The sequence below is a fragment of the Paenibacillus sp. G34 genome (assembly GCF_056856875.1).
This window is the reverse complement of sequence record NZ_CM166469.1, coordinates 2050780-2077655: the sequence shown is the minus strand read 5'-3', so window position 1 is coordinate 2077655 and position 26876 is coordinate 2050780. Positions and strand designations below refer to the sequence as shown.

The 26876-nt window shown below is 45.4% G+C and carries 29 protein-coding genes; 9 read left to right on the top strand and 20 right to left on the bottom strand.

Features of this window, described 5'->3' with window-relative positions:
• Positions 1-61: 61 nt before the first annotated feature.
• The gene (locus AC1VYS_RS09540) at positions 62-1054 is read left to right on the top strand and encodes a 3-oxoacyl-[acyl-carrier-protein] synthase III C-terminal domain-containing protein (RefSeq protein WP_482914039.1); all 993 of its coding nucleotides are present in this window, start codon (positions 62-64) and stop codon (positions 1052-1054) included.
• A gap of 363 nt (positions 1055-1417) precedes the next feature.
• Here AC1VYS_RS09540 and AC1VYS_RS09535 read toward each other — a convergent pair whose 3' ends face one another.
• The 7 genes from AC1VYS_RS09535 to AC1VYS_RS09505 form a co-directional block, all read right to left on the bottom strand.
• Positions 1418-1987, bottom strand: coding sequence for a manganese catalase family protein (locus AC1VYS_RS09535; RefSeq protein WP_482914038.1), 570 nt, complete (start codon positions 1985-1987; stop codon positions 1418-1420).
• 22 nt (positions 1988-2009) lie between these two features.
• Positions 2010-2285: a spore coat protein CotJB gene (locus AC1VYS_RS09530; RefSeq protein WP_441925670.1), complete on the bottom strand. Its 276-nt coding sequence runs from the start codon at positions 2283-2285 to the stop codon at positions 2010-2012.
• The gene (locus AC1VYS_RS09525; RefSeq protein ID WP_482914037.1) at positions 2266-2514 is read right to left on the bottom strand and encodes a spore coat associated protein CotJA; all 249 of its coding nucleotides are present in this window, start codon (positions 2512-2514) and stop codon (positions 2266-2268) included. The genes AC1VYS_RS09530 and AC1VYS_RS09525 overlap by 20 nt, the downstream gene beginning before the upstream one ends.
• A gap of 291 nt (positions 2515-2805) precedes the next feature.
• On the bottom strand, positions 2806-4152 hold the full coding sequence (locus tag AC1VYS_RS09520; protein ID WP_482914036.1) for a hemolysin family protein: 1347 nt from the start codon (positions 4150-4152) through the stop codon (positions 2806-2808).
• Between the two features lie 46 nt (positions 4153-4198).
• On the bottom strand, positions 4199-5335 hold the full coding sequence (gene yfkAB, locus AC1VYS_RS09515) for a radical SAM/CxCxxxxC motif protein YfkAB (protein ID WP_482914035.1): 1137 nt from the start codon (positions 5333-5335) through the stop codon (positions 4199-4201).
• A 220-nt stretch (positions 5336-5555) separates the two neighbouring features.
• On the bottom strand, positions 5556-6677 hold the full coding sequence (locus tag AC1VYS_RS09510) for an HD-GYP domain-containing protein (RefSeq protein ID WP_482914034.1): 1122 nt from the start codon (positions 6675-6677) through the stop codon (positions 5556-5558).
• A 76-nt stretch (positions 6678-6753) separates the two neighbouring features.
• Positions 6754-8184, bottom strand: coding sequence for a bifunctional metallophosphatase/5'-nucleotidase (locus AC1VYS_RS09505; RefSeq protein ID WP_482914033.1), 1431 nt, complete (start codon positions 8182-8184; stop codon positions 6754-6756).
• Between the two features lie 119 nt (positions 8185-8303).
• Between AC1VYS_RS09505 and AC1VYS_RS09500 the strand changes: the two genes are divergently transcribed.
• A complete protein-coding gene (locus tag AC1VYS_RS09500) occupies positions 8304-9044 on the top strand; it encodes a molybdenum cofactor biosynthesis protein (RefSeq protein WP_482914032.1) in 741 nt (246 codons plus the stop codon).
• Between the two features lie 125 nt (positions 9045-9169).
• A complete protein-coding gene (locus AC1VYS_RS09495; protein ID WP_482914031.1) occupies positions 9170-10216 on the top strand; it encodes an HD-GYP domain-containing protein in 1047 nt (348 codons plus the stop codon).
• A gap of 84 nt (positions 10217-10300) precedes the next feature.
• Here the strand turns inward: AC1VYS_RS09495 and AC1VYS_RS09490 are convergent, their stop codons facing one another.
• The 9 genes from AC1VYS_RS09490 to AC1VYS_RS09450 form a co-directional block, all read right to left on the bottom strand.
• Positions 10301-10441 carry a hypothetical protein gene (locus AC1VYS_RS09490; RefSeq protein ID WP_167375722.1) on the bottom strand — a complete coding sequence of 47 codons (141 nt, stop codon included), beginning with the start codon at positions 10439-10441 and terminating at the stop codon, positions 10301-10303.
• A 137-nt stretch (positions 10442-10578) separates the two neighbouring features.
• Entirely contained in the window at positions 10579-11292 is a 714-nt protein-coding gene (locus AC1VYS_RS09485; protein ID WP_482914030.1) for a M23 family metallopeptidase, read from the bottom strand.
• Between the two features lie 154 nt (positions 11293-11446).
• Entirely contained in the window at positions 11447-12844 is a 1398-nt protein-coding gene (sufB, locus tag AC1VYS_RS09480) for a Fe-S cluster assembly protein SufB (protein ID WP_090920114.1), read from the bottom strand.
• A gap of 20 nt (positions 12845-12864) precedes the next feature.
• Positions 12865-13296 (bottom strand): Fe-S cluster assembly sulfur transfer protein SufU, encoded by a 432-nt coding sequence (gene sufU, locus AC1VYS_RS09475; protein ID WP_090920111.1) that lies wholly within the window; start codon positions 13294-13296, stop codon positions 12865-12867.
• Positions 13286-14506 (bottom strand): cysteine desulfurase, encoded by a 1221-nt coding sequence (locus AC1VYS_RS09470; RefSeq protein ID WP_482914029.1) that lies wholly within the window; start codon positions 14504-14506, stop codon positions 13286-13288. The genes sufU and AC1VYS_RS09470 overlap by 11 nt, the downstream gene beginning before the upstream one ends.
• On the bottom strand, positions 14503-15807 hold the full coding sequence (gene sufD, locus AC1VYS_RS09465; protein ID WP_482914028.1) for a Fe-S cluster assembly protein SufD: 1305 nt from the start codon (positions 15805-15807) through the stop codon (positions 14503-14505). The genes AC1VYS_RS09470 and sufD overlap by 4 nt, the downstream gene beginning before the upstream one ends.
• A 24-nt stretch (positions 15808-15831) precedes the next feature.
• Complete coding sequence (gene sufC, locus AC1VYS_RS09460; RefSeq protein WP_482914027.1) at positions 15832-16614, bottom strand: Fe-S cluster assembly ATPase SufC; 783 nt, start codon at positions 16612-16614, stop codon at positions 15832-15834.
• 437 nt (positions 16615-17051) lie between these two features.
• Positions 17052-17630, bottom strand: coding sequence for a DUF1802 family protein (locus AC1VYS_RS09455; RefSeq protein ID WP_482914026.1), 579 nt, complete (start codon positions 17628-17630; stop codon positions 17052-17054).
• Between the two features lie 149 nt (positions 17631-17779).
• Entirely contained in the window at positions 17780-18241 is a 462-nt protein-coding gene (locus tag AC1VYS_RS09450; RefSeq protein ID WP_090920097.1) for a Dps family protein, read from the bottom strand.
• 297 nt (positions 18242-18538) lie between these two features.
• On the opposite strand from AC1VYS_RS09450, the gene mtnK reads away from it, so the two are divergent.
• Complete coding sequence (gene mtnK, locus AC1VYS_RS09445; protein WP_482914025.1) at positions 18539-19756, top strand: S-methyl-5-thioribose kinase; 1218 nt, start codon at positions 18539-18541, stop codon at positions 19754-19756.
• A 23-nt stretch (positions 19757-19779) separates the two neighbouring features.
• Entirely contained in the window at positions 19780-20844 is a 1065-nt protein-coding gene (gene mtnA, locus AC1VYS_RS09440; protein WP_482914024.1) for an S-methyl-5-thioribose-1-phosphate isomerase, read from the top strand.
• A gap of 218 nt (positions 20845-21062) precedes the next feature.
• Here mtnA and AC1VYS_RS09435 read toward each other — a convergent pair whose 3' ends face one another.
• Positions 21063-21365, bottom strand: a complete 303-nt coding sequence (locus tag AC1VYS_RS09435) for a YunC family protein (RefSeq protein ID WP_482914023.1) — start codon at positions 21363-21365, stop codon at positions 21063-21065.
• Positions 21366-21639: 274 nt separating this feature from the next.
• Between AC1VYS_RS09435 and AC1VYS_RS09430 the strand changes: the two genes are divergently transcribed.
• Positions 21640-22239 carry a hypothetical protein gene (locus tag AC1VYS_RS09430; RefSeq protein WP_482914022.1) on the top strand — a complete coding sequence of 200 codons (600 nt, stop codon included), beginning with the start codon at positions 21640-21642 and terminating at the stop codon, positions 22237-22239.
• A gap of 151 nt (positions 22240-22390) precedes the next feature.
• Here AC1VYS_RS09430 and AC1VYS_RS09425 read toward each other — a convergent pair whose 3' ends face one another.
• Complete coding sequence (locus tag AC1VYS_RS09425) at positions 22391-22777, bottom strand: DUF423 domain-containing protein (protein ID WP_482914021.1); 387 nt, start codon at positions 22775-22777, stop codon at positions 22391-22393.
• A gap of 181 nt (positions 22778-22958) precedes the next feature.
• Here AC1VYS_RS09425 and AC1VYS_RS09420 point away from each other — a divergent pair, with 181 nt between their 5' ends.
• Both AC1VYS_RS09420 and AC1VYS_RS09415 read left to right on the top strand, forming a co-directional pair.
• On the top strand, positions 22959-23435 hold the full coding sequence (locus AC1VYS_RS09420; protein ID WP_482914020.1) for a hypothetical protein: 477 nt from the start codon (positions 22959-22961) through the stop codon (positions 23433-23435).
• A 111-nt stretch (positions 23436-23546) separates the two neighbouring features.
• Positions 23547-24395, top strand: coding sequence for a DegV family protein (locus tag AC1VYS_RS09415; protein WP_482914019.1), 849 nt, complete (start codon positions 23547-23549; stop codon positions 24393-24395).
• 337 nt (positions 24396-24732) lie between these two features.
• Here the strand turns inward: AC1VYS_RS09415 and pdaA are convergent, their stop codons facing one another.
• Positions 24733-25512, bottom strand: coding sequence for a delta-lactam-biosynthetic de-N-acetylase (gene pdaA / locus AC1VYS_RS09410; RefSeq protein WP_482914952.1), 780 nt, complete (start codon positions 25510-25512; stop codon positions 24733-24735).
• A 100-nt stretch (positions 25513-25612) separates the two neighbouring features.
• A complete protein-coding gene (locus AC1VYS_RS09405; RefSeq protein ID WP_482914018.1) occupies positions 25613-26020 on the bottom strand; it encodes a hypothetical protein in 408 nt (135 codons plus the stop codon).
• 149 nt (positions 26021-26169) lie between these two features.
• Here AC1VYS_RS09405 and cysC point away from each other — a divergent pair, with 149 nt between their 5' ends.
• Positions 26170-26796 (top strand): adenylyl-sulfate kinase, encoded by a 627-nt coding sequence (gene cysC, locus AC1VYS_RS09400; RefSeq protein WP_482914017.1) that lies wholly within the window; start codon positions 26170-26172, stop codon positions 26794-26796.
• Positions 26797-26876 lie beyond the last annotated feature (80 nt).

Below are 26876 nucleotides of genomic sequence, written 5' to 3'. Positions count from 1 at the left end.
CTCCCTGACTCGTTTGGTGTTTTAATAGCAGCTCTGCCTTTCCACTAAGAGGAGGATGATGATGGCTGGAATTCGTATTGTAGATATTGATATGTATCACCCTGAAACCAAGGTGCACAATGACTTTTATATTGAACATTTTGATGCCAGAGGGGTCGATATTCGTGGTTTGTTAAAAGCACTCGGACGTGAATCCCGTTACAAAATTGATCGCGATGACGAAAATTCACTGACGATGGCCTTCGAGGCAACCCAAAATCTGCTCGCTAAAACCGGATTCACCGGCCAAGATATCGACTTGATTGCGTATGCAAGCCAAACACCAGAATATATTTTCCCTACGAATTCCTTAATGATTCACCATTTAATCAGCGGAGCACCTCATACCATCTGTATTGATAGTAATGCCAACTGCGCAGGTATGACTGCGGCCTTTGAACAGGTTGCTCGGCAAATGCTCGGCAATCCCAGAATCAAACGGGCTTTGATCATCGGTTCAGACTATATCGCTCCTCATGCCAGTCCGGATGATCCGGTTTATTTTGCAAATTTCGGAGATGCAGCCGCAGCTGTGATTGTCGAACGGGATGAACTTGCCGTGGGCTTTATCGATTCCATCTATCAGACAGATACCTGTGTGTATCAAAATTCCCTTTTTCCCGCCGAAGGACTAGCTAAGCTAGGAAGTACCGGTGTGGATGCAGGAGCTTTTCATGTGAAGTTCACACCGTTTGACGATTCAATCTGTGTCGATGCTGCTTCAGACTCCATTCGTACGTTGCTGACACGGAATGAAATCAGGCCGGATGAGATCAAAGCTGCTTGTTTCTCCCAACTGTCGATTGCCAACATCCGCGCGGTATCCAAAAATATCGGTATTGATGATGAAGTCGCTGTCTATATTGGAGACGAGTTCGGTTACACTTCCACCAGCAGCCCGTTTATAGCACTGCATCGAGCGATAACCTCCGGTAAGGTACAGCGCGGTGACAAAGTGTTGTTCTGGACCGTTGGAGCAGGGTGGCAAAATGTTGCCATGGTCGTTGAATACTAAAAGCACTTACTCATACATTCGGTTAATTCTGCAGGACGACTTTGGGGTCAACAGGCCTTGATCACTCGTCCTTTTTTTGATTTTATTTATGTAATCTATTAAGTTCAACTAAAAATTTTACACAGTCCACTCCGATAACAGAAGAACCTTCCATTCGCTGTTATCCCCAGTTTTTTTTGAATTCCCTTTTCCAAAGGGAAAAATCCGGTGATAAAGGCGAACGCTTCGCTTTTCCAGGTTTTTTCTGTCCTCTCCGTTAACGTGTAAAAGGACAGTTCAACTTATATCATTGTACCTAAATATAAAAAGCAGCCCACCTGGACTGCCTTTATCTCTTTCGCAACATATTTACTTGGCTCATCATCAATATATTTTCTTGGTTTCCCGATCGTCCTTTAGAATCTCAACGGCCTCCCTGAATCGCAGTGAATGCACAATTTCGCGTTCCCGCAAAAATTTCAGACTGTCTTGCAAGTCCACGTCATCCGTTAAATCAATTAACCATTGATATGTAGCCCTGGCTTTCTCTTCGGCTGCGATATCCTCGTACAGATCGGCGATGGGATCGCCTTTTGCCTGAATATAGGAAGCCGTGAAGGGTACACCAGCAGCGTTGTTATAAAAAAGCGCCCGATCATGTCCTGCATAATGAGCATCCAAACCAGCCTGCTCCAATTGCTCAATCGTAGCATCCTTGGTGAGCTTGTAGATCATCGTTGCAATCATCTCCAAGTGAGAAAATTCTTCTGTCGCGATGTCATTCAGCAGACCAATAATTTTGTCTGGAATGGTATAACGCTGATTCAAATATCGTAAGGCTGCCGCAAGTTCTCCATCCGCACCGCCATATTGTTCCATCAACAGCTTTGCCATATGAGGATCACATTTACTCACCCGAACCGGATATTGTAATTTCTTTTCATATACCCACATGTACAGGACGCCTCCTTTGATTTTATACTTGCCAAGGCCATGGTGTCTGGGACCACTCCCACGGATACTTGGAAAAAGAATGACCAAAATTCGTCAGTGGACCATATAACTGCTGAAACTCATGTGCAACACGCATCCGTTCCTGGCTGAATTTATTGTACTGCTCGATACTTTGAAAATCCCCCGGATGTGTATCCAAATACAGATTTAACTCGACCAGAACAAAATCTAGCGCCTGCAGTTCCTCTAACAGCTCGTAATACTTGGCGTCACAGGCCTTAGGCTGTTCCTTCTCCATCACTCTCCACCGCCCTTTCCTTTGTTTTCTTCGAAGTGTACGGACTATACAGTGCTGGCCACAACGTACCTAATCTTAAGGCTTCGGCAGGACTGTACTGTGGCCACCCCATCGGCTGAAAGGGGATAAATAATTGAGGTGGAACCAGATACGTACGAATACCTAGCGGTTTGCACGGATCAAATGGACCCACAAAAGGAACATAAGCCCGAACCTGAGGATCTTTCAATCAAAACGCCTCCTTTATCATCCGATGATATGCATTCTCTCTTTCCTTCATAACATGCATTCTCTCTTCCTTTCATAACATGCAGTATATTCCCATCATTTCCTGTCCTTATAACCATATGTCGTATTGGGCAGGATAATCCCTTTTTGCAGAAACTGTGCGAAGAATTTTGCTATTTCCTAAAAAGCTTATTCTCACGGTGCAAAAAAGACCCTCGAAAGCCGCCTGAGCGTTGCTTCCAAAGGTCTTGATTGATTACTACAATTATTATCATTTTGAATCGGCAGCAGTTCACTGCTCCTCTTCCGTGCTTGTATCTTCTGCTCTCGTCTGCTTATATACTTTCACCCGATTAATTCGTAAACGTGTGGACTCTTCGACTTCAAAAACATAGCCGTTCCGTTCACGCGTTCTCCCTTTGGCCGGACTGCCCTCCAGCTCCTTGAATAACCAGCCGCCAATGGTATCTACTTCTTCGTCCTCAATAATTGCTCCCGTCCATTCATGAACTTCTTCAATCAGCGAACGTCCGTCGATCGAAAACGCATTACCGATCCGTTCCATATGTGGACGCTCATCTTCGAACTCATCATACAGATCCCCAACGATCTCTTCCAGAATCTCTTCTGCCGTGAGCAATCCTGCAGTACCCCCATATTCATCTACAACAAGGGTCATCTGAGAATGTTTTTTCTGCATTAGACGTAACACATGACTGATCTCCATCGACTCGGGTACGTTCAGAATCGGACGCACCATTGAAGCCAAATCCTGTTGTTGCTCCGGTTCCGCCAGCAGCAGGTCCGTAATATGGATAAATCCGATAATCTCGTCTTTATCCTCCACCGCTACCGGGTATCGGGAATGTTTCGTTGCATTGATGATTTTTAGATTTTCCTCCAGCGACAGATGGGTATACAAACAGTCCATATCTGTACGAGGCAGCATGACCTCCCGCGCCAGCATGTCGGAGAAATCAAAGATATTATCCATTAGTTTGATCTCGTCCTTGTCGATGACCCCGCTTTTGGCACTCTGCTTCATCAGGATGCGGAGTTCATCTTCTGAATGGGCTTCGCTTTCACTCGCCGGTTCAATACCAGCCAGACGTAATAAAGCATTCGCTGATGCGTTAAGAACCCAGATGAACGGGAAGAAAATTTTATAAAATAACAGCAACGGTGCCGATAAAAGCAGCGCTACACCATCCGTTTTTTGAATCGCCAGCGATTTAGGAGCAAGCTCACCAAGTACGATGTGCAAAAACGTGATGATACAGAATCCGATAATCACGGATACCGTTGTAATCAGGCTTGTATCGGAAACGCCTAGCTTAAACATCAGCGGTTCTACAAGTAGTTTGGAGATTGCCGGCTCCCCTAACCAGCCCAGTCCGAGAGATGTCAGTGTAATCCCGAACTGCGTTGCCGACAGATAGGCATCCAGTTTACCGTTCACCTTCAAGGCATAACCAGCTAGGCGATTTCCTTCACTCTGCAATTGTGTCAGGCGTGTCTGTCTTACTTTGACGAGAGAGAACTCTGCTGCGACAAATACACCATTCAAAAATACGAGCAAAAAGACACAGACCAGATTAAATACCAGCTGTCCAAAGTGAAATTCGGTGTGAATGCCCAAGATGTAACTCCCCTTCTCTGTCTATTTCAGGAATGCACCTGGAATATTAACGTAAAATAGCTTTTCTCGATTTGAAGTCCACGCCTTTATAGTACATATCAGCCACAAGCAAGTTGGGTCCGCAACAGGATGCAGCATCACAGTGGCAGTTTACCGTCTGATTGAGCGGATGCTCTGCAGACCATTCGTGAAATACATCATCCAGTTTACGATCATGAATATTACCGAATGCAGGGATATCAGCAAAATCAGTCACGTATACGTTACCTGTAAACATATTGACATTCACACGGTTGCGTCCATCTGGATCATTGCGAACAGTCACATTAGGTTCACTGTACAGCCGGTTAATCAGTTCCCGATCCTGCTCGGCTGCACTGCAAGCGAAGAAAGGTAACGTTCCGAAAAGCATCCACATGTCTTTATCCCGTACATCAAGCAACCGGTGAATGGCAGATCTCATGTGATCCAGCGACAATACCGGTAGAGAGGATGCGAAGTTAGAGTTATACATCGGATGTACTTCGTGCCGTACACAGCCCATTTCCCGGATCAGTTGATGAATGCCCTCCAGCTTATCGTGCGTACGATAATTAATCATCGACTCAGCAGAGATAAACATGCCGGCCTCACTCAACTTACGCGCGTTCTCAATCATCTTTTCATACATCTTCACGGCAACTTCACGTTTCACCGCTCTACCACTGTTGGCAAACCCGACCTGATGGAAATCATCCGCGTTCAAATAGTTGAAGGAAATGTGCATCACATCGAGATATGGGAGCAACTTCTCATATCGGCTGATATCCAGCGTCAGATTGGAATTGATTTGCGAGCGAACTCCGCGGTCCTTAGCATATTTAAGCAGAGGAATGATCATCTCATCCACCGTCTTTTGGCTAAAGCTGGGTTCGCCGCCCGTCAGGCTGATCGTCTGCAGATGCTCTACCTCATCCAATCGTTTCAACATGAGTGAGAGCGGAAGTGCGGGTGCCTCTTGCATCGTAAGCATATCCCCTACGGCACAGTGCTCACAGCGCATGTTGCACAGATGTGTCACTGTCATTTCTACACTGGTCAGCACATGGCGGCCATATGTACGTAGAGAGCCAATCGGATCCCACGGATCATTCGTTGGCGATAAAGGCATCGGTTGTACCGATCCTGAGTTTAGCATGGTCATAGTTCTTCACCTTATTCCTTTTATTAACCTAAAAAGTTTTATTTACATCATATCTCAGATACTCTTTTTGGGAGTTATCTTTTATCATAGCACAATTATGAATCTTCCTGCACAGCCAAACCCTGACCATTACATGACAAAAAACGCTCATGTTTCATTCGGAAATAAGCTTCACGTTCCCGATATGACCACCTGAGCGCATACTCTAAACTTGGTTTGCTCAACTATTCAACTGTTCATGCTTCAGAAGTGCAGCAGAATTCCCCACGCCCTCCACTCCTGTAATCATAACAGAAAGTTTTGTCGCAAGGTTTATTTCGTACGGTGCGCTGAGCATCTGTCCTTCAGCATCCTTGATAACACGAATTAACGGTCGCTGCGGCACCCGAGGTTGTATCGCTGCTACGACGCCAACTTCTCCAGTACTGAGGGTTACGGAAATACCTACGGGATAAATCGCGACACAGTCTCTAAACTTTTCAAGCATCCACTGCTCATAAAGGGTTCCAGAGCCTGTGTAAAGCACTTCAACGGCTTGATGTGGCAATAAGGCTTGGCGATAGACCCGGTTGGTTGTCATCGCATCATAAGAATCGGCAAGAGCAATCCACTTCGCATATTCATGGATTTCATTGCCTTTCAACCCGAGAGGATAGCCACTCCCATCAATACGTTCATGATGCTGGAGTGCACAATGTGCTGCCAGCAGAGGAATCCCGGGTTCATCCTTAAGAATACGGTGTCCGTACGTTGTATGCTGCTGAATGATTTTGTATTCCTCATCACTAAGTCGAGAAGGTTTATGTAAAATGTCGGAGGAAATCTGTGTTTTTCCAATATCATGCAACAGAGCACCAAGACCGATCTCCATAAGCTGCTGGCGCGTATAACCCGAGGCCACCCCGAGTACAAGTGTATACACACAAACATTCAGCGAGTGATTATATAGGTCAAAATCGCTGGAGTTCATGTCCATTAACATGATCATCGCTTCTTTTTGACTGCCGATATCCTCCAGAATGCTGTTCATTACACCGCTAAGCGCTTTACCAAAGTGCGTGATCCGGTTTTTACTTTTGAGGCCAGACATATGTTGAAATTGCTGTTTGATCTCCACAAGTGCCCTTCGCTTAGTTTCTTCCTGTAACATATCGGGCACGATAATGTCTTCTGTCGCAGCATCCTGAATATAGACGTATCCAATCCCAAGATCTTTCAACCGTCCGATTAATCGGCTCGTCAGTTCTACATCTTCACTGAGTAAAACCAGACCTTCTTCACTAAAAATTCGTTTCCCCAGCTTCATGCCAGGCTGCAATAAGTTTATATGTACTAAACGCACAGCCTATCCTCTCCCGCTCCGTAGATGTAATGAACACTAGCCGCCGCATCAGCAGAAGGCAGTCTTGTTCCTGCTTTTAACTTAGTAACCAGCGTTTGCGCAGGCTATCCTCCAGCGCCCCTGGTCGTTTCAATTCCTCTTCCAACAAATCCCGTATAAATTCTGGAAGATAATATTGTATGTTGCTTCCTTGAGCCAAAGAAGGATACCCCACATTAAACGTGAACATGTCAAGCGTTCCGATGACATATTCCCGCTGATCATCCATAGCTTCACCGTTCACATAAATGGATTTGATCTTATGATAGGCTGGCGCGTCGGGATCATATTGAATTTCTAATCCGTCGACACACAACGTCCCGAGAATTCGCCCTCGAAAACCAAATCCCACTATGGGTTTAGAGATGAACTCTTCCAGCAGTGACTGCTCAAGTGCTTCACGAATCTGATAACCTTTCAAGCCTATTGTACAAGCATTTATAGGAGATGGACATAGGGAATGTAACATTCCTTTGGTAATGCTTCCTTGCGGGAGATTTCCGAGCAACTGCCCTGCATTGACCAGCGATAACTCAGCTCTGGTAAAATGCCGAACGGCTTGTGCAAGTAATGTAGCGAAAGGAGATTCCATCTCGTAAAAAACGGGCAGCATCCGATCCGTGATGACAGCTGTCTGATCCAGCACTCTTTCAGCTTCCGCACGATTCGTAGCAATAGCCAAGGACACCTTTTCCTCCAGCAGGTTGCTTTGTACGGGTACACAACCACTGCTCACCAGCAGAAGAGGTTCTGATTCTCCCGCTCTTTCAAGTACGACTTTCCCAAGCCATTGCCCAAATTTCCCTGCTGCTCCCAGCACGGTCTTATCCGTTATTAAAGGCTCTTCCAATATATGATGGGTATGCCCACCTAAAATAACATCAATGCCAGCGACCTGCTCTGCCAGTCTTTTGTCCGTTGAAAGACCTAGGTGTGACAAAATTATAATCACGTCCACTTGCTCACGCAGCGTCTTGACCTGCTCTCTTAACGTTTCTACGGGATCCGTTACTTGCCAGCCAAGCAGTTCATAGAAGGTGTTAAATGGCGCGGTTGCTCCCAGCAGACCAATCCGAAAGGGTCCCTTTTCGATAATTGTCCAAGGCTTCATCCAGGCTGGCGGACGTCCTGTATCCTGTTCTAGCACATTGCCGCATACAATCGGACAGAGTAGTCCGGTGTAAGACTGGGCGAGCTGGTCTGGTGTAAAAGTTAACCCCTCATTATTTCCAATCGTAATGGCGTCATAGCCTGTCAGATTTAGCACATCTACGTTAGCCATACCTAATGTGCCTTCCGTTTCAACTGCCATTCGATCCATATGGTCGCCAATATCAAGGACAAGCAAGTGCCCACCCCGGGCACGTTCCTCATTGATCATAGCAGCGATGGCGCTCATGGAGCCAAAATGACTGTGTATGTCATTGGTATGCAGAATCGTTAATGTTTGCTTCTCGCTGCTGCGCATTACACTGCCTCCCCTGCCGTTCATTAAACGTACATTCTTCTAATGGATAAGCATAACATTTTCTACGTCGTTATGATATATTTATAGGGTTTAGAGATCAAAAAGGAGCGATTCATTCCATGAAATTGACAATTCAACTATTTGCAGGTATTGCAGAACGTTTAAATACATCCCAGTTGGAATTTGAGTATGAAGGTGATGCACCTACGGCTTCCCAACTTAAAGAACAATTGAGTCAGGCTTATCCTGAAGCCTCATCGCAGATTCGTTCCTCATTTCTGGCAGTAAATCAGAGATATGCTCCTGCCGATACATTACTTACAGCAGATGACGAATTGGCATTGATTCCTCCTGTATCCGGAGGTGACGGTACTACGAACCCGGATGAGGACCGGCCACGTACACAAGAACATCGCACAGAAGACGGTCTGTTTCTGATTACCAATGGGCCCTTGTCTGTCGAGGACACCACTAATTTGGTCATCACGGCCAATCATGGTGCTGCCTTAACTTTTGTAGGTACGACTCGCGAAATGACCGGTGAACAGCGCACGGTACATCTGGAATATGAAGCATATGTACCTATGGCTCTGTCCCAAATGGCTGCAATTGGCACAGAAATTGCAGAACGCTGGCCAGGTGTACGCAGTGCAATCAGTCATCGAATCGGCAAAGTTGACATCGCCGAGATCAGTGTCGTTATCGCGGTATCCTCGCCTCATCGCAGCGACTGTTACGATGCGAGCCGTTATGCCATTGAAAGGTTGAAGCAAACTGTGCCAATCTGGAAAAAGGAAATTTGGGAAGACGGCTCGGAGTGGAAAGGCCATCAACTAGGCCCCTGGAACCCTTTGGACTAGAAAAAATGGGTCTATCCGCTGTTTACAAAGGTATATGAACAGTAAATAAGTCGTTGTCAACCCATTTTTTTCTTGTTATTATAATGATATGTGTCGATATTAGTCGAGGAAAAGGTGGTTTATACGTGAGAGTGCATGTTACAGATCTTAAACCCGGCGACCTGCTAAAAAATGATATCTACAACACTTCAGGTCTCCACATGCTGATGAAAGGTTCCGTTCTCAGTGAAGATGATATATCTAAACTGCTGCATCATGGAATTGATTTCGCAGATGTAGAACATACATCCAACCTTCACTCTGATGAACAAAACTTGCCTTCCGATCAGACCCGTCTGTTAACCAATCTGTTTAACGACACGATCAAAGGCACAGAATCTCTGTTCCAACAAGCCATAGAAAAAGGCTTTATTGATGAGTCACAGGTTGATGAAATTTTGGGAACCTTAACGGGACAACTCGAAAAACAAAAAGACGTTGTTTCCCTGCTGCTTATGCTGGATGGAGACAGTGACTACACTTACAATCACTCCTTGCAAGTCGGTATGCTCGCTTTTTATATTGCCGGCTGGATGGGCTATAGTCCCGACGAATGTCTTACGGTAGCCAAAGCAGGGTATCTCCATGATATTGGCAAGTCCAAAATTCCTTCTGAAATCTTACATAAACCAGGTAAACTAACGACAGAAGAATTCGCAGAAATGAAAAAACATACCTTTTACGGTTACGATATTATTAAAGCTTCCACTGAGGATGAAATCATTGCTATGGTTGCCCTTCAACATCATGAACGTGAAGATGGGAGCGGTTATCCACATGGCTTGCGAGGGGATGAAATCCATCCTTATGCTCGTATAACTGCTGTGGCTGACGTATACAGTGCGATGACAACAAATCGGGTATACCAAACCAAGCAAGAGCTGATTTCTGTTTTGTGTGAATTGTACAGTCTCAGTTTTGGTCAGTTGAATGGCGAAGCAACCCAGGAACTGATCAAACATATGCTTCCGAATTTTATAGGCAAAAAAGTACTCCTCACAACAGGACAGACTGGTGTCATCGTCATGAATAATCCAGCTGACTACTTCCGCCCACTCGTTCAGACCTCTACGGCCTTTATTGATTTAGCGAAAGAAAGAGATATTGCGATCGTTGAGATTTACGTTCAATAAGTCACTATAACAGAAAAAAATAATGAAAAGGGAAGCTCAGCCGAGCTTCCCTTGATCTGTCTTACGTATATTCAGTATATTGAGTTACACACAGAATGCTTTTGTAATGATAACCAACAAGATGAACAGTACCAAGATAGCGCCAACCGACGTACATGGATTGTATCCACCTACACCGCCTACACCACCAACGTTGCCTTTACAGCCATAACCTACTTCGCTCATGTGATTGCCTCCTCTTTATCAGGTATACCCTAACATATGACGCTTCCCCGCCGGAGGAACTGGGCGAAACGGCATTCTTCGCAATTTGGTTTATAGCCCACAGGATGTGAATTATACTGTTTAAAGTGGGATGACATTCAATCCTCTTTTTGTATCTGTACTCCTCTTTCCTTCCGATACATGATCACAAGTGTTCTCCAAAAATCATAACTTCCTGTGTCATCCTGAATAAAGGGACGATAATAAGCCAGTGCTTCCTGCGCCCAATCAGGGCAGCTCATTTTGGATAATCGTTTCTGCTCTTGGATCCACTTCCCTTGAAGCTCCAGTTGCTTCTGCATCAGCACGAACAATTGCTTTTCCTCACTTGTCATTGGCGGGCCCTCCTCTTCCTGCGAGACTGTTCCATATTCTTTTAACAAATATGCTGTTGGTTCAACAACTCCATTTTCACTTGCAGTGTATCCGTATGAAGGTGAGCTTGTTTTACGAATCTCATAATGTACATGTGGACCTGTGCTCTGCCCTGTACTTCCCTGATATCCAATAAGCTGACCTCGCTTCACCTTCTGGCCTGCACGGACAGCAATACGAGAAAGATGAGCATAACAATGCAGGTGTTCACGATGATCCTCCAACGCCACGGTGAGCCCGTAACCGCCAAAGCCGGAGCCTGTGCGTCCTTCCGCTGCAAAACGTACTGTTCCTTCAAGAAAAGCGTATACAGGGCCATTCCAAGGATCGGTGACCAGGTCAACCCCTCGATGGAACGTCTGGCCTCCATGTATAGGATGAATTCGATAACCGAATGAACTAGTAATTCGATACCCTACGAAAGGGTTTGCATTCATAGCATCACATCCTTTTCTATCATTTAATGCTTAACTCTATGAATTGGCCTGTGCTCTAAGTCTTATTTTTTACAATTTTAATCAAGGATTACTCTCTTTATGGCATAAAAAAAAGACGAACCATGACGGTTCGTCTTTTCTCAGTACATTTGTCTTAACCGATGGAGCCTTCCATCTCGAACTTGATGAGACGATTCATCTCAACGGCGTACTCCATTGGCAATTCTTTTGTGAACGGCTCAATGAAGCCCATGATGATCATCTGCGTAGCTTCCGCTTCGGTCAGACCACGGCTCATCAGGTAGAAGAGTTGATCCTCAGACACTTTGGATACCGTTGCTTCATGCTCCAGCATGATGTTATCATTCATGATTTCGTTGTAAGGAATTGTATCCGATGTGGACTCATTATCGAGAATGAGAGTATCACATTTGATGTTGGATTTCGCGCCCTCAGCTTGGCGTCCAAAGGAAGCCAGACCACGGTACGTTACTTTACCGCCGTGCTTACTGATTGACTTGGATACAATCGTAGAAGTTGTATCCGGAGCGAGGTGAATCATTTTCGCGCCTGCATCCTGGTGCTGGTTTTTACCTGCAACAGCGATCGACAGAACGGAACCTTTAGCTCCACGGCCTTTCAGTACAACTGCAGGATATTTCATCGTCAGTTTGGAACCGATGTTTCCATCGACCCATTCCATCGTTGCGTTCTCTTCAGCAACCGCACGTTTGGTAACGAGGTTGTAGATGTTTGGTGCCCAGTTTTGGATCGTTGTGTAACGAACACGTGCATTTTTCTTACAGATGATCTCAACTACCGCACTGTGCAGGGAATTTGTGCTGTAAATTGGAGCAGTACAGCCCTCTACATAGTGCACGAAGCTGTCTTCGTCTGCAATAATCAATGTACGCTCGAATTGACCCATATTTTCGGAGTTGATCCGGAAGTATGCTTGCAGAGGCACTTCACATTTTACGCCTTTTGGAACGTAGATGAAGCTTCCTCCAGACCATACCGCACTGTTCAACGCAGCAAATTTGTTATCTGCTGGCGGAATAACAGTCGCAAAATATTCACGCAGGATCTCCGGGTGCTCTCTCAGAGCCGTATCCGTATCCATGAAGATTACACCTTGGTCTTCCAGTTCTTTTTGCATGTTGTGATATACAACCTCGGACTCATATTGAGCCGATACCCCTGCCAAGAACTTTTGCTCTGCTTCTGGAATACCCAGTTTATCGAATGTTTCTTTGATCTCGGAAGGAACTTCTTCCCATGTTTTCCCTTGCTTTTCCGAAGGGCGAACATAGTATTGAATATCGTTGAAATCCAGTCCATCCAGATCGCCGCCCCATTTAGGCATTGCCATTTTCTCGAACTGTTTCAAGGATTTCAAACGGAATTCCAGCATCCACTCCGGTTCATTCTTGATTTTAGAAATTTCCGTTACAACTTCTGCCGTCAGACCTTTGCCGGTTTGAAAGATGGATTTATGCTCATCGCGAAAACCATATTTATACTCTTCCATTTCTGGTGCTTTTTTAGCCATCTTGCTCGACCTCCCTATCGTTATTGTACATTGTCCTCTTCGTCAATTCCTTTGCGTAATGCATTCCAGGCCAGAGTGGCACATTTGATGCGTGCAGGGAACTTGTTTACACCGGATAGGGCTTCGAGATCTTCATAATCGTCGAAATCGACTTCTTCCCCTTGCATCAATGAGGAAAAACGGTTAGCCAGATCGAGTGCCTGTTCGATTGTCTTGCCTTTGACAGCCTCGGTCATCATCGATGCCGAAGACATGCTGATCGAACAGCCTTCTCCCGTATACTTGGCCTCCTGGACGATTCCGTCATTCAGCATCAGCTGCAGTGAAATCCGGTCGCCGCACGTTGGATTGTTTAAATTCACCGTAACGACGTCATTGTCAAACGTTCCGCGGTTCCGCGGGTTTTTGTAATGGTCCATTATAACACGTCGGTACAGATCATCAAGTTGCATCGCCAAAATACTCCTTTGTCTGGATTAAGGCGCTGACAAGCCGATCTACATCTTGCTCGTTGTTGTATAGATAAAAGCTCGCACGAGCCGTTGAGCTTACTTCAAGCCAGCGCATCAGCGGTTGGCAGCAGTGGTGTCCCGCACGAATCGCTATACCGCTCGCATCCAGTACGGTAGCGACATCATGTGGATGTACATCTCCCAGATTAAAGGTTACTACGCCAACATGACGTTTAGCTGGTCCATAGATGCTTAGTCCATCAATCTCTGATAGGCGTTCCGTTGCGTAAGCAGCCAGTACACCTTCATGATGAGCAATTTCATCCATGCCGATCTGCTCAAGGAAATCAATGGCAGCACCCAATCCTACTGCTCCCGCAATAATCGGGGTTCCGCCTTCAAATTTCCAGGGCAATTCCTTCCAGTTGGAGTCATACAGTCCCACGTCATTAATCATTTCACCGCCGAATTCAATCGGTTCCATGGACTCCAGCAGCGCCTTTTTGCCGTAGAGAGCACCGATACCGGTCGGTCCGCACATTTTGTGACCAGACAGCGCATAGAAATCACAGTCCAGATCTTGCACATCCACCTTCATATGCGGTGTGCTTTGTGCGCCATCCACAACAATAACTGCACCGTTGCGATGGGCGATTTCAGCGATCTGTTTAACGGGATGCACGATTCCCATCACATTGGATACATAAGCAATAGCGACAATTTTAGTATTGCTGGTTATCGTTTGCTCCACATCAGACAACTCAATATGACCGTCTGGCTGAAGCGGAATGTACTTCAATGTGGCACCTGTCTCCTTGGCAACTTGCTGCCAAGGAATCAGGTTACTATGATGCTCCATCTGCGTAATGACAATTTCATCGCCTTCTTTGCAGTTGGCACGGGCATATGACGAAGCCACCAGATTCAAGGCAGTCGTTGTGCCACGTGTGAAGATGATTTCCTGCGTGCGACGAGCGTTGATAAACTTGGCAACCTTCTCACGAGCACCTTCATAAGCGTCCGTTGCCCGGCTTCCAAGTGTATGCACACCGCGATGCACGTTGGAGTTCTCATATTCATAATAATGTTTAACCGCATCAATCACAGCACGAGGCTTTTGTGAAGTTGCAGCACTGTCTAGATATACGAGCGGGTGTCCATTGATTTCCTGGTGGAGGATCGGGAACTGCTCGCGAATGGATGGGTTCATTGTCCCAGCTTCTTCTCAATCAGGGACTGCAATTGGGTACGCAGTGCTTCCAAAGGAATATCCGCCACCACCGGTGCGAGGAAGCCATAAATGATCAGGCGTTCCGCATCCGTACGGTTAATCCCGCGCGACATCAAGTAATGGATCTGCTCTGCATTCACTTGACCTACAGAAGCCGCGTGACCTGCTGTTACATCATCCTCGTCAATCAGAAGAATCGGGTTGGCATCTCCGCGTGCTTTAGGGCTCAGCATCAATACTTTCTCCGTTTGCTGTCCGTCGGCTCTTGTAGCACCTTTCTCGATCTTGGTAATGCCGTTGATGATTGCCGAAGCCTCTTCACGCATAACCGCACGTGTAATCATTTGGCTTGGCGTATTTTTACCGAAGTGACGAGCTTCGGTTGTATAGTTAATCTTCTGTGAACCGGAACCAACGGCAATCACTTTGGAGTCCGAAGTGGAACCATTGCCTTTCAAGACACTCATTGTATTGCTTGCTGTATCTCCATTGTTCATCTCACCAACGATCCATTCAATGGAGCTGTCATTTTCCAGAACAGCACGGCGGAAGGATACATCCGTTACGTTAACGTTCAGTTGGTGAACCGTTGCGAAGCGTACTTTTGCACCTGGTTTAACAAACACTTCGACAACGCCATTATGGAATACCGGTGCAGAGAGCTCACCAGACACATAGTTGTCTACGTAAGTAACCGAGCTGTTTGCTTCGGCAACAACGAGTACGTGAGGTGCAAAGGTTGCAGATGCATCATCTGTAAGCATTACTGCTTGAAGTGGAACTTCAATGTTTACATTTTTCGGTACATACAGGAACACTCCGCCATTCCACAACGCTGCATGCAATGCGGCAATGGAATGTTCATCGGCTTTCACCGCTGTGTTCAGGTAAGGCTTGACCAGGTCAGCATGCTCACGAACGGCAGTAGCCAGATCGGTGAAGATAACCCCTTGTGCTGCCAGATCAGCAGACAACTTGGAATATACTGCACCAGAGTTGCGCTGGATCACCAGACTGCCTTCTGCTTGATCTTGAACCAGATCTTTGATTGATGCAGGCACTTCTTCCAGCGAAGAAATCGCTACGCCTGCTTTATATGTGCCATACTCGCTGATACTCCAGCGTTCAATTTTTTGCTTTTCCAGTTTGGGAAGCGCCAGCTCGCCCGCAAGCTTCAAAGCTTCGAGCCGCTGCTCGGTCAACCAGCCGGGTTCATTATTGCTTTCCGACAAGGCGCGAAGCGCTTCAGATTCAACCGGAAGAATTGTTTGTGTAGTCATTTATTATCCTCCTCCGCTTTGTCTTTACGCGTCTTGACCTACAGTTTCGTCTGTAATTCCCAGTTCTGCTTTTACCCAGTCATATCCTTCAGCTTCCAGGCGTTGAGCCAGTTCAGGTCCACCAGATTTCACGATGCGGCCTTGCATCATAACGTGTACATAGTCTGGAGTGATGTAGTTAAGCAAGCGTTGATAGTGCGTGATGATCAAGAAACCGCGATCTTCGCTCTTCATTGCATTAACACCGTCTGCGACAATTTTCAGAGCATCGATGTCAAGACCTGAGTCGATCTCGTCAAGTACAACAATTTTAGGATCAAGCAACATCATTTGCAAAATTTCGTTCCGTTTTTTCTCACCACCGGAGAAACCTTCGTTCAGGTAACGATGAGCAAACTCAGGGTTCATATCAAGTTCTTTCATTTTCCCTTCCATTTGACGAATGAACTTGATCAGGGAAATCTCATTACCTTCACCGCGGCGAGCGTTGATTGCACTACGCAAGAAGTCCGAGTTGGTTACACCTGCGATTTCGCTCGGGTATTGCATAGCCAGGAACAGACCCGCACGTGCGCGCTCATCTACAGCCATATCCAGTACGTCTTCACCATCGAGAGTTACTGTGCCGTCTGTTACTTCATATTTAGGGTGTCCCATCAGAGCAGAAGCCAACGTGGATTTACCTGTTCCGTTCGGTCCCATGATTGCGTGGATTTCTCCACCTTTCATTTCCAGGTTGATGCCTTTCAGGATTTCTTTACCTTCAATGGTCGCTTTCAGACCTTCAATGACGAAATTCGTAGTCATGTGTAATGTTTCCCTCCATTGATTAAATTGATGTTTGCTGTCGAAAAGAAAAAGCGCCTATTATATCTGAACAGGGCTTCCCCTGACTTTCTCTGTTTCCTCATACATCTCTAAAGCAATTTCTCCTTGCCACTCTAACGCACATTCTTCATACGCTGTAGAGCAGCAATCACTTTAGAATAATTCTAAACTGATTCTCAATGATTATCAAGTCATTTCCTATCAATTCTTATCCTTCTCAGAAAACTTCATTCTTTATGATTCTATAATAAATGACTGTTTGAATCAAATCAGAAAACTACTTTCCATATGTAAGACAGTGATATAAATCACAAAATTCACAGTTTGTTCAGCTTCCACATGGAATGAAAAAGGACTTATCCATTTCTGGACAAGTCCTTTACAATTACTTCAAATAAGCTTTCGCAAATAAGCGATTACATTCTGAGTGTCTCGTTAATCTTCCGTACCTGATCGGCAAAATCCGCAACGTCCAGCACCGGCGTCATTTCGCGCGGCACCAAACCATTCGGAATGGAAATCCATGAACGGCAGCCGTTATACTCTGGCAAAACGGGAATCTCCATCGGTTCCTGCAGACGGTACACACGGAGAATCAACACGTGGAGCGGATCTTTCTTTTTCCACTTCAAACGGGATTCAGCAAAATCCGCTGTCCACATGTGATATTCCAGAAGTCGATCCAGCATCTCCTGATCTCGAATCTCCAAATCCTGCGTTACTTCAGCATACGCTGTAATGCGGACGGTTGAAGCTTCAGGCACCCATTCGGCCAGCGACTCTTCAACATAGGATTGATCCGAGGACTTGATCAGTTCTTTACGCTGATGCTCATAAGTCGGATACAAGTAAAATGCTGGACTTTTCAACTCAAAATGTTTCGTTTCCTCCACAATCCCGCCTTTACGCATCACCATGATCTGGCGACCGTTTTCCAGCGCTTGGATGGCAGAAGCCCATTCCTTTAAAGCCGGTACCGCGCTTGTGTCAAACATCGTGTTAGCCCTCCCCTGTCACTCTTGACAGCAGTATAGACGCTAGGCACCTATCTGACAACTTTTAGCAGACGACACCGAGACTTTACGGATGAAAACATTAACCTCGAAGTGGGTTACGAACAAATCTGAGTCCGCCCTGAAACGGTTTAACCCAGGTATGCACGAAGCATCCACATATGTTTCTCCAGATCGGCTTTGAAGCCTGTGAGCATATCTGCAGTCGGCTGATCTTCAGCCGCATCGGCCAGATCAATGCCTTCTTGATATTCATTGGAAAGAGTAGCGAAGTCTTCAATCAGGTTTTGTACCATAGCGTTTGCATCCTCTTTGCCGGAAGCTTCCTGGATCGAAGCCATTTCAAGATACTCTTTCATCGTTGCTGCCGGGCTGCCTTTCAGTGTGAGCAAACGCTCAGCGATTTCATCCATTTGTACTGTAATTTCGTTATAGAACTCTTCAAATTTCACATGGAGTGTGAAAAAGTTCGGGCCTTTTACATACCAGTGATAGTTATGGATTTTGACATACAGCACGTTCAGGTTAGCCACCTGACGATTAAGTACTTGTTCAACGGATTTCGCTTGATCTGTTTTGTTTTTTGTAGCCATATTCAATCCCATCCTTTTAATTAAAATTTTAGCTGTCCAGCATCATTTCAGGTGACCCTGCATGCAAGACAGAGAGTAAATGTTAGAACCCGCTAATTTCGCGGAAGTGTTGTGCGGCGCGGTTTTATTCAACCGTCCGGCCTATTCATTTTTACCCGTGACCCCGTTCTTCGAATCACTACAACGCAAGCTTGTCTCAAAAAAAAGTTCAAAAACCACGCTTTATCCGATATACTGTCATAAACCAAGCAAAGAAGTGGGTTTTCCTGTTTCTTCATATATATGGAGGTGGCACCTTTGACTCAATATCATCCTTTAACCCCACAAGAAGCGATCGAATTAGCCAAAACTTTACCAGGTCCATTTACGGCAGATGCGAATCTGGATTGTCGTGAGATCGGTGACGGCAATCTGAATCTCGTTTTCCATATCACGGATCAGAACTCCGATAAAAGTATCATTATCAAACAGGCGCTTCCTTATGCGAAAGTCGTTGGCGAATCCTGGCCGCTTTCCCTTGTACGCGCTCGCATTGAACGTGAAATATTACAGGAGGAATATCGTCTGTGCCCAGGAATGGTGCCCGAGGTGTATCATTATGACGATGATCTTGCATTAACGGTCATGGAGGATTTAAGTGACCACGTTATTATGCGTAAAGGTCTAATCGACGGTGCCTCCTATCCTCTTTTTGCCCAGCACATTGGAGAGTTTATGGCGAGAACCCTCTTCTTCACTTCCGACCTCGGCATGAACCAACAACAGAAGAAAGAACAGCAGGGACGATTCGTCAACCCCGACCAATGTAAAATAACAGAAGACCTCATCTTTGATGAACCGTATCGCATTGCACCCAATAACAACTATGAAGCAGCGATCGAGGATGAAGCTGAAGCGCTTCGTACGGACGAAGCACTGCATTTGGAGATTGCCCTACTCAGGGAAAAATTTCTTACCCATGGGCAAGCACTTCTTCACGGCGATTTGCATACAGGCAGCATTTTTGTAACACCTGAGTCGACCAAAGTCATTGATCCTGAGTTTGCTTTCTATGGACCGATGGGTTTTGACGTAGGCGCCGTTCTGGCGAACCTGCTTCTTCATTATGTTTCGCTGTCTGGCCGTTTTCAGGATCAGTCTGCACGGAATACACGTGAAACAGAGTTACTGGACATGGTACGTGATGTCTGGACTGAATTCGATACTCGTTTCCGTGCACTGTGGACTACCGATCTCGTTGACCCAATGGCTAAAACGCCTGGTTATCAAGACCTGTATGTACAGCAGCTATTTCGAGATACGATCGGTTTTGCCGGGGCTAAAATGGTACGTCGCATCGTAGGACTTGCCCACGTCGCTGATATCGACACCATTACGGATGCTACTGAACGTGAACATTCACAGCGCAAGGCACTGGCTGTTGGTAAAGCTTTGATTAAAAACAATCGTCACGTAAATACAATTGGTGAGATTCTAGATCTCGTATCTTCTGCCCTCGCAACGGTTAAAGTCTAACATTATTGAACGGAGGAACATCCATGACAACCCCTGAACATCAGCCTCTGTCTTCGCTAAATTGGAAAAAGGACAAGCTTGAAATGCTCGATCAGCGTCTGCTGCCCGAAACGATTCTGATGCTGAAACTGTACACTCCTGAAGAAGTATGGGAGTCCATCCATTCCATGAAAGTACGCGGCGCGCCTGCCATTGGTATCGCAGCAGCCTTCGGTGTGGTTCTCGGAGCCAAAGCTTATGATGGGATCGCCATCCAAGGCTGGCTCGATCATGTCAAATCCGTTTGCGCACACTTGGCAACATCCCGTCCAACAGCGGTTAATCTATTTTGGGCCCTAGATCGCATGATGCAAAAAGCTAACCAAGTGGTAGAAGCTGGCCTGAGCCTGGATGAAAGCACAGATGCGCTTGAAGCAGAAGCTTTGTTGATTCAAAAGGAAGACGAAGAAGTGTGTCGTATGATCGGGGAGCATGCTCTGCCTCTGTTCCAGGATGGTATGGGCGTGTTGACCCACTGTAATGCGGGTGGCCTGGCTACAGCCAAATATGGTACGGCAACTGCTCCAATGTATCTTGCTCAGGAGCGCGGCATGCACCTGAAGGTATTTGCTGACGAGACACGCCCCGTTCTGCAAGGCGCCCGGCTGACAGCATTCGAGTTGCAACAAGCGGGAATTGATGTAACGTTGCTGTGTGACAACATGGCCGGCATGGTCATGTCCAAAGGGTGGGTACAGGCTGTCATCGTTGGCACAGATCGCGTAGCAGCTAATGGTGATGTTGCCAACAAAATTGGAACGTACAGCCTCGCTGTGCTCGCCAAGGCACACAATATTCCTTTTTATGTTGCGAGTCCGTTATCAACCATTGACTTGTCCACAGCGTCCGGCAATCTGATTCCAATCGAGGAGCGTGCTGCCGAGGAAGTGACCGAAGGATTCGGCAAGCGAACTGCACCACAGGGAGTGAAGGTATTTAATCCGGCTTTTGACGTAACTCCAAACGAATACGTTACTGCCATAATCACGGAAAAAGGTATTGTTCGTGCGCCTTTCCAGGAGAACCTCGCGGCTTTATTTGCAGAATAAGACAAGAGAAGCTTGAACAACTATTGAAGATAACCTTACAAAAGAGACTACCGAGAATTATCTGAATAATTTGTAAAAAACGCAAAGCGGAGATAGTTAGCATAGACCAGCAAAGTCTAATGGATCAGTATATTCAGGGAAAAGGGACAAGAAGGATTACATCCAACTTCGTCCCTTTTTTTCTGTTTCTGTCGTGTGCGATAGCTCCGGCACTTGCTTCAGATCATTTTTAACAATGCTTCTACCCCTGTCATGCCCGCAGTAATCCCCATAGCCTCTGCCTCAGTCGTCACCGATTCCATTGGTGCATGAAGCAGTTGCTCCAATGTTCGCACACCTACGGCCCGCGCTGCCACAATCTTGCGATCGCCTAGCTTCTCATTCAAAAGCCCCACATCAAGAGCGCCGCACATGATATATCCTTTGGATGTATTAATCGTTAACAGTGTCGTTTTGGGAAGTTTCACTTCGACCCCAATAAGCACATGTTCTCCCACCATAATCGGCTCCATTGTCACCATAATCTCACGATCCACCTCCTCTTCAACAGATCACGATAAGTGTATGCCTTTTGATGAATCACCGTGTGGACACCTGCCGTGAAATAAGAAAAAGTGCTGATTATGAGTTATACAATGGATCAAGCAAACATAAGAACAGAAGAGGCAAAGGGCAAGTCTATGTTTCAAAATCAGCCGATTTCTATGCCTCTAGCACTATGATTTCCATTATATTAGTGCTATAGTATATTAGAGTACATATGTGCTTACACATTATTTAACGGGGCTGGGATGAATGAAACAAACCTTATCCAATCAAGATGACGTCGGCTATTTATTTAATGTCGATATACTAATTAAGAGCCGTTCAAATGCATTGGCACTGCAGTCCCTGATCGAGTTCATAAACAAAGAAGAACAAATTGCGGACTTTCGGATTCACTCCGGAATTGAGCTTGGTCATATCATTGAAGCCATGACTCAGGCTAAGACAAATTCTCCTGACTCTAATCAAGATTTCATGGATTCACTACAACCATCTACAGAACAGTTAACCTCCAGCAAGTCAGACCAGATCATTGGTTCGGTTTCGTCCAAAACAAAAACACAAGAATCAGTTGCTAAGGAGTCCGCTCCAAAAAATGACGAGAAAAAATTGACTGCCGATACTTCCCATGTTGCTGATTCTAATTCGTTCGATGCCTGGATTGAATCCTTAATTAAAGAAAATCGTCTCACCCGAATTGTTGTAAACAACAAACACGGCAAACATCAAAGTATTCCTTGTCGTATCCTCAATTTTGACCGTGATAACAATGTGGTCAGCATTTACCATGTGGATGAAAAGCAAGTTTACACGTTCCGAACTAACGAAATTGATGAGTTCTTACTCTAAAACAACAGATGTAAACAAATACTTAAGACGAACTTCATTCAAACTAAAATTTTCACCACAACGTTCAAAAAAAAGCAACCTGATCTGGAATGCGAGAAACATTCGGATACAGGTTGCTTTTATTATATTATTGTTTTTGTAACAGAGAACATTATAAATCCTTCTTACCTCTTTGCCAGACATCCATTGCAAACAGCAGCCAGCCAGCAATAAAAGCTACGCCGCCGATCGGTGTGATCGCTCCTAAAATTTTAATACCCGATATGCTAAGTATGTACAGGCTTCCCGAAAAAATGATGATACCTGCAAACAGCAAACGCGCGGCCCATTTCAGCTTCATTGATGCACCTAGCTGCCCAGCGGTTAATCCAACAATAAGCAAAGCCAGCGCATGAATCATGTGATACTGAACGCCTGTTTCGTAAGTAGCAATTGCACTAGCACCAATTTTGTCCTTAAGCATGTGTGCACCGAAAGCACCAATCGCCACAGACAGCATGGTTAATATGGCTCCAAGCATCATCCATCTTCGTTGCATATCCATTCTCTCCCTTGATTCGTTTCAAACTCCTTGACTCCATATATTGTAGCGAATTCAAGCTGTAAAGTAAAAGAAATGCCTTATGAATATCTGTTTCGGAATCGCTGGACACTATACAGGGTAATAAACATTTAGTATCCTAATAACTTATGATATTTTTGAAGGAGGAACAGCCCTGATGGATCATCACAATTCTCAAAACTCCAATAACCATAACACATCATCACCTTCTAACAACTCGAATCCCTATCACACGGGTGACAATGACTACACATTTCCACCAGAATCAGCCGAACCATCTACAGTACAATTGAAGCATTCGGGACCGGGTATATCCAGTTTCATTGTTGGGCTTGTCGGGCTACTGGGGCATGTCGTGACATTTGTAATGCTTTCCCTCGCACTGAACAACAGTATGGAACTTCTGGGGTCATCCATCAGCCGAGAAGAACTTGCTATCCATCCGGCAGTCGTCCTGGGTTCTTTAGCTTTTCTCGTCTGTATAATTCTTAATTTAGTCGGAGCCATTCTTGGTATCATTGGATTGGTGCTCAAAAATCGCAGAAAAGTCTTTGTCATCGTTGGTACAATTCTGAACGGGATTCTTATTTTGTTGTTCGCAGTACTTATACTTGGCGGAATATACTTGACCTAATGCTTCCCATGAGAGTCACGGTTCTTTATAATTAAACTTAGGCGGTTTTTACTTTGCCCCGTTATACTTAACATATGAATGACCAATATTTGAATTCTAAAGGAGATCGACATGCCACGAATCAAAATTTTTGCGGACAGCACCAGTGATCTGGCTCCGGAGTGGATCCAGCAGTACGAAATCGGCATCATTCCTTTGTATGTGGTGTTTGGTGAAGAATCCCTGAAGGACGGAGAAGAGATCAAACCAGAGCAATTGTATGAACGTGTAAGTCGCCATGGTTCTCTGCCCAAAACAGCAGCACCTTCACCCGCTGATTTCATAACCGCATTTCAACCTTACATAGAACAAGGCGACGATATTTTTTATATCTCCTTATCTTCTGAGCTCTCTTCCACCTATCAGAACGCTCTTCTCGCCAGTTCTGAATTCCCGGAGGGACGAATTTCCGTAGTTGATTCCAAAAATCTCACAACAGGCATTGGCTTGATGGTTATGAAAGCTGTGCATGCAGCAGAACAAGGACAGACCTTGACCCAGATTACTCAGCAGATTGAAGCTATGAAACCAACGGTGCGTACAGAGTTTGTTATTGATACACTGGAATATTTATATAAAGGCGGACGCTGCTCCGGTATGCAAAATCTGATTGGCAGCCTGCTTAAAATCCGTCCCGTCATTCGCGTAACCGATGGTAAAATGTCACCTGCATACAAAGTGCGCGGTAAACGAGAAAAGGCGTTGGAACAAATGTTGCAAAATACACTCAGCAACAAAGAACAGATCGATAAGGATTTAATGGTCGTCGTTCATACCATGGCTGAGGAAGATGCGATAAACCTGAAAAAGACGCTACAGGAGCAAACCGGAGCACGCGTAGAATTAACTACGGCGGGTTGCGTCGTTTGCAGTCACTGCGGTCCCAAAACGATCGGAATCATCTATAACACCATCCACTAGGATGAATGAAAACAGCACAAAAGGGCATGCTTAGCGAAATTGCTAGGCATGCCCTTCCCTATTGCAAACGAGAGTATACCAATTAGGGCTTGTCTTGAATCCTACTGAATTGCATCTTTTCCCGCATTTTCGCCCCCCTGCTGTGTCAATCTGCCTCAACGTGCACCGGCACGCCTGCGGAAAACAACTTCTTGGCCTGGAACGGAAATTCAGCAAACTCTGCTTTCTTCAGCGTTTACAGACACACCCTAGTTTCTTCGTTACAAATTCATGTTAGTTAAATCCAACCTATCCTAAGCCAAAACGTCTAATTCTACAGCATTTGTCTGAGCTTGAATTAATATGTTTTCGTTTTTAATTCGTCCAGACTTTTGAAAACATATCCTTGCTTTCTTGCTTCATCAATGATGCCTGCAAGTGCCTCCGTATTGTCTTTGGACACGGAATGCAATAAAATTACAGCTCCAGGATGTAGCTGTTTCTGCACCTGCTGATGAGCATATTGCGCCCCGCGTTGTACATTGGTGTCCCAATCTTTATACGCTACAGACCAAAACACATTGACATATCCCTGCGCATAACTCTCGGCAAGTGTACGATTGTTGAAAATACCGCGAGGAGGACGCAAAAAGGTAGCTTGCTGCCCTGTGAGACGTTGCACCTCGGAATTCACTTTTTCCAATTCTTCTTTAATTTGAGTGTTCGAGATTCGAGTCATGTCAGGGTGACTCCACGAATGATTTCCCACAATGTGCCCTTCGGCAGCCATACGTTTGACAAGATCGGGCTGATCTTTCAAATAATGTCCTGTAACAAAGAAAGCTGCGGGCACCTTCTTCGTGCGTAGCACGTCCAGAATTGCAGGTGTGAACCCATTCTCATAGCCATTATCAAAAGTCAGATACAGTTCTTTTTGTTTGGTATCCCCCAAAAAAATGGCATGGTTGTGCTCCAAAATAGATTTAAAACCTTCCTGATCGATGGAAGGCAGTTCGCCGTTCTGACTTTTCTTAAAGCCAAAATGATATGCTCCGTTAATGGGAGATGCTTCTGCCTGTGATGTCAGCATGCTAATTGTTAACAAGCCGAGCAGCAGATATAGCACCATTCGCTTCATGTTATCCGCTCCTGTTCCTGAATATTCGGTTTGTCTCATGGTCTACAAACACCTTTAGGTAATATTCCACAGGAGCGTCTATTTTATGTAATCATTAGCGTTATATCCGTTTATTCTCGCGTGAGGACTGCGTTGGTTGATGGAAAAGCTCAAGTAAAGTCTGAGGTTTACCGCTGGTAGCCAGCCAATCTTTTACTGTCTGGATTGCACGAGTCTGACCGTCCCCTTGATCCCGCCAAGTTAGAAGCTCTATCACTTTGATGATGAGTGCTGACATGTTATGGTTGTCCTTTTCAGAGCGCTCAGCACGTAATTTATGATATAGAGCCTCCTGTTCCCAATCCAGTAAAATTTCATCTCCGATCGTCGGTTTCATGAGTGTGTAAGCCCGATTGCAGCCTTCGCAACGAACCGTATTGACTTGCTGCTGCATAAAATAGGTTTTCACTTCCTGACCGCAATCAGGGCATTTGAACCCTACTTGAATATGTTGAATGTTGTCACTCATGATATTTGTCCTCCTGCTCTCTATGTATAACATCTATACCCGATATACATAAGGTTCACGCTGCTTTTCCAGAGAATTTTCAGAAGCTATAATCTAGCAAATATGTTAAAATATTATACATACGATTAGGTAAAAAAAGGTGGGGTAATATGTCGAAGGAAGAGCGTAATATTACATGGCAAGCATCGAGTCTAAATCGGCAGGATCGGGAAAATAACAACGGACATCGCAGTCGCACAATATGGTTTACAGGTTTATCCGGGGCGGGCAAATCCTCCATTGCCTTTGCACTAGAGAGGTATTTGCATGAACAAGGTGTTCGCTGTTATGTGCTTGACGGTGATAACGTACGGCATGGATTGAATCGAGATCTTGGTTTTACTGCAGCAGACAGACAGGAGAACTTACGACGTATCGGAGAAGTGTGCAAGTTGATGGTAGATGCGGGACTGCTTGTGCTTTCGGCATTTATTTCCCCCCATGCTGAGGACCGGGAGATGGTTCGGCAACTGTTTGATCCGGAAGACTTCGTTGAAGTCTATGTCCGTTGTTCCATTGAAGAATGTGAGCGGCGTGATCCGAAGGGACTCTACAAGAAAGCTCGCAAAGGTGAAATCCTTCATTTTACTGGCATCTCTGCCCCCTATGATATTCCAACGTCCCCGTCATTTATCATAGATACGGAACAACACAGCCTTGAGGAAGCAATTCAGGAGATTGTAGAGCATCTACAGCAGATTGGTGCTTTAGTTCTTCCTTCACACCTAACAAAATGACATATGAAAGGCGTCCCTCTGCGGCACGCCTTTTTTCAACTCTACTCCTTTTTAACAACACTTCTCTATTAGTCCCCTCT

Excerpts from the sequence above, each read along its gene's own strand:
- AC1VYS_RS09540 (WP_482914039.1), top strand. The coding sequence starts at position 62 with ATGGCTGGAATTCGTATTGTAGATATTGATATGTATCACCCTGAAACC.
- AC1VYS_RS09535 (WP_482914038.1), bottom strand. The coding sequence starts at position 1,987 with ATGTGGGTATATGAAAAGAAATTACAATATCCGGTTCGGGTGAGTAAA.
- AC1VYS_RS09530 (WP_441925670.1), bottom strand. The coding sequence starts at position 2,285 with ATGGAGAAGGAACAGCCTAAGGCCTGTGACGCCAAGTATTACGAGCTG.
- yfkAB (WP_482914035.1), bottom strand. The coding sequence starts at position 5,335 with ATGACCATGCTAAACTCAGGATCGGTACAACCGATGCCTTTATCGCCA.
- AC1VYS_RS09505 (WP_482914033.1), bottom strand. The coding sequence starts at position 8,184 with ATGCGCAGCAGCGAGAAGCAAACATTAACGATTCTGCATACCAATGAC.
- AC1VYS_RS09500 (WP_482914032.1), top strand. The coding sequence starts at position 8,304 with ATGAAATTGACAATTCAACTATTTGCAGGTATTGCAGAACGTTTAAAT.
- AC1VYS_RS09490 (WP_167375722.1), bottom strand. The coding sequence starts at position 10,441 with ATGAGCGAAGTAGGTTATGGCTGTAAAGGCAACGTTGGTGGTGTAGGC.
- AC1VYS_RS09485 (WP_482914030.1), bottom strand. The coding sequence starts at position 11,292 with ATGAATGCAAACCCTTTCGTAGGGTATCGAATTACTAGTTCATTCGGT.
- sufB (WP_090920114.1), bottom strand. The coding sequence starts at position 12,844 with ATGGCTAAAAAAGCACCAGAAATGGAAGAGTATAAATATGGTTTTCGC.
- sufU (WP_090920111.1), bottom strand. The coding sequence starts at position 13,296 with ATGCAACTTGATGATCTGTACCGACGTGTTATAATGGACCATTACAAA.
- AC1VYS_RS09470 (WP_482914029.1), bottom strand. The coding sequence starts at position 14,506 with ATGAACCCATCCATTCGCGAGCAGTTCCCGATCCTCCACCAGGAAATC.
- sufD (WP_482914028.1), bottom strand. The coding sequence starts at position 15,807 with ATGACTACACAAACAATTCTTCCGGTTGAATCTGAAGCGCTTCGCGCC.
- sufC (WP_482914027.1), bottom strand. The coding sequence starts at position 16,614 with ATGACTACGAATTTCGTCATTGAAGGTCTGAAAGCGACCATTGAAGGT.
- AC1VYS_RS09455 (WP_482914026.1), bottom strand. The coding sequence starts at position 17,630 with ATGTTTGACACAAGCGCGGTACCGGCTTTAAAGGAATGGGCTTCTGCC.
- AC1VYS_RS09450 (WP_090920097.1), bottom strand. The coding sequence starts at position 18,241 with ATGGCTACAAAAAACAAAACAGATCAAGCGAAATCCGTTGAACAAGTA.
- mtnA (WP_482914024.1), top strand. The coding sequence starts at position 19,780 with ATGACAACCCCTGAACATCAGCCTCTGTCTTCGCTAAATTGGAAAAAG.
- AC1VYS_RS09435 (WP_482914023.1), bottom strand. The coding sequence starts at position 21,365 with ATGGTGACAATGGAGCCGATTATGGTGGGAGAACATGTGCTTATTGGG.
- AC1VYS_RS09430 (WP_482914022.1), top strand. The coding sequence starts at position 21,640 with ATGAAACAAACCTTATCCAATCAAGATGACGTCGGCTATTTATTTAAT.
- AC1VYS_RS09425 (WP_482914021.1), bottom strand. The coding sequence starts at position 22,777 with ATGCAACGAAGATGGATGATGCTTGGAGCCATATTAACCATGCTGTCT.
- AC1VYS_RS09420 (WP_482914020.1), top strand. The coding sequence starts at position 22,959 with ATGGATCATCACAATTCTCAAAACTCCAATAACCATAACACATCATCA.
- AC1VYS_RS09415 (WP_482914019.1), top strand. The coding sequence starts at position 23,547 with ATGCCACGAATCAAAATTTTTGCGGACAGCACCAGTGATCTGGCTCCG.
- pdaA (WP_482914952.1), bottom strand. The coding sequence starts at position 25,512 with ATGAAGCGAATGGTGCTATATCTGCTGCTCGGCTTGTTAACAATTAGC.
- AC1VYS_RS09405 (WP_482914018.1), bottom strand. The coding sequence starts at position 26,020 with ATGAGTGACAACATTCAACATATTCAAGTAGGGTTCAAATGCCCTGAT.
- cysC (WP_482914017.1), top strand. The coding sequence starts at position 26,170 with ATGTCGAAGGAAGAGCGTAATATTACATGGCAAGCATCGAGTCTAAAT.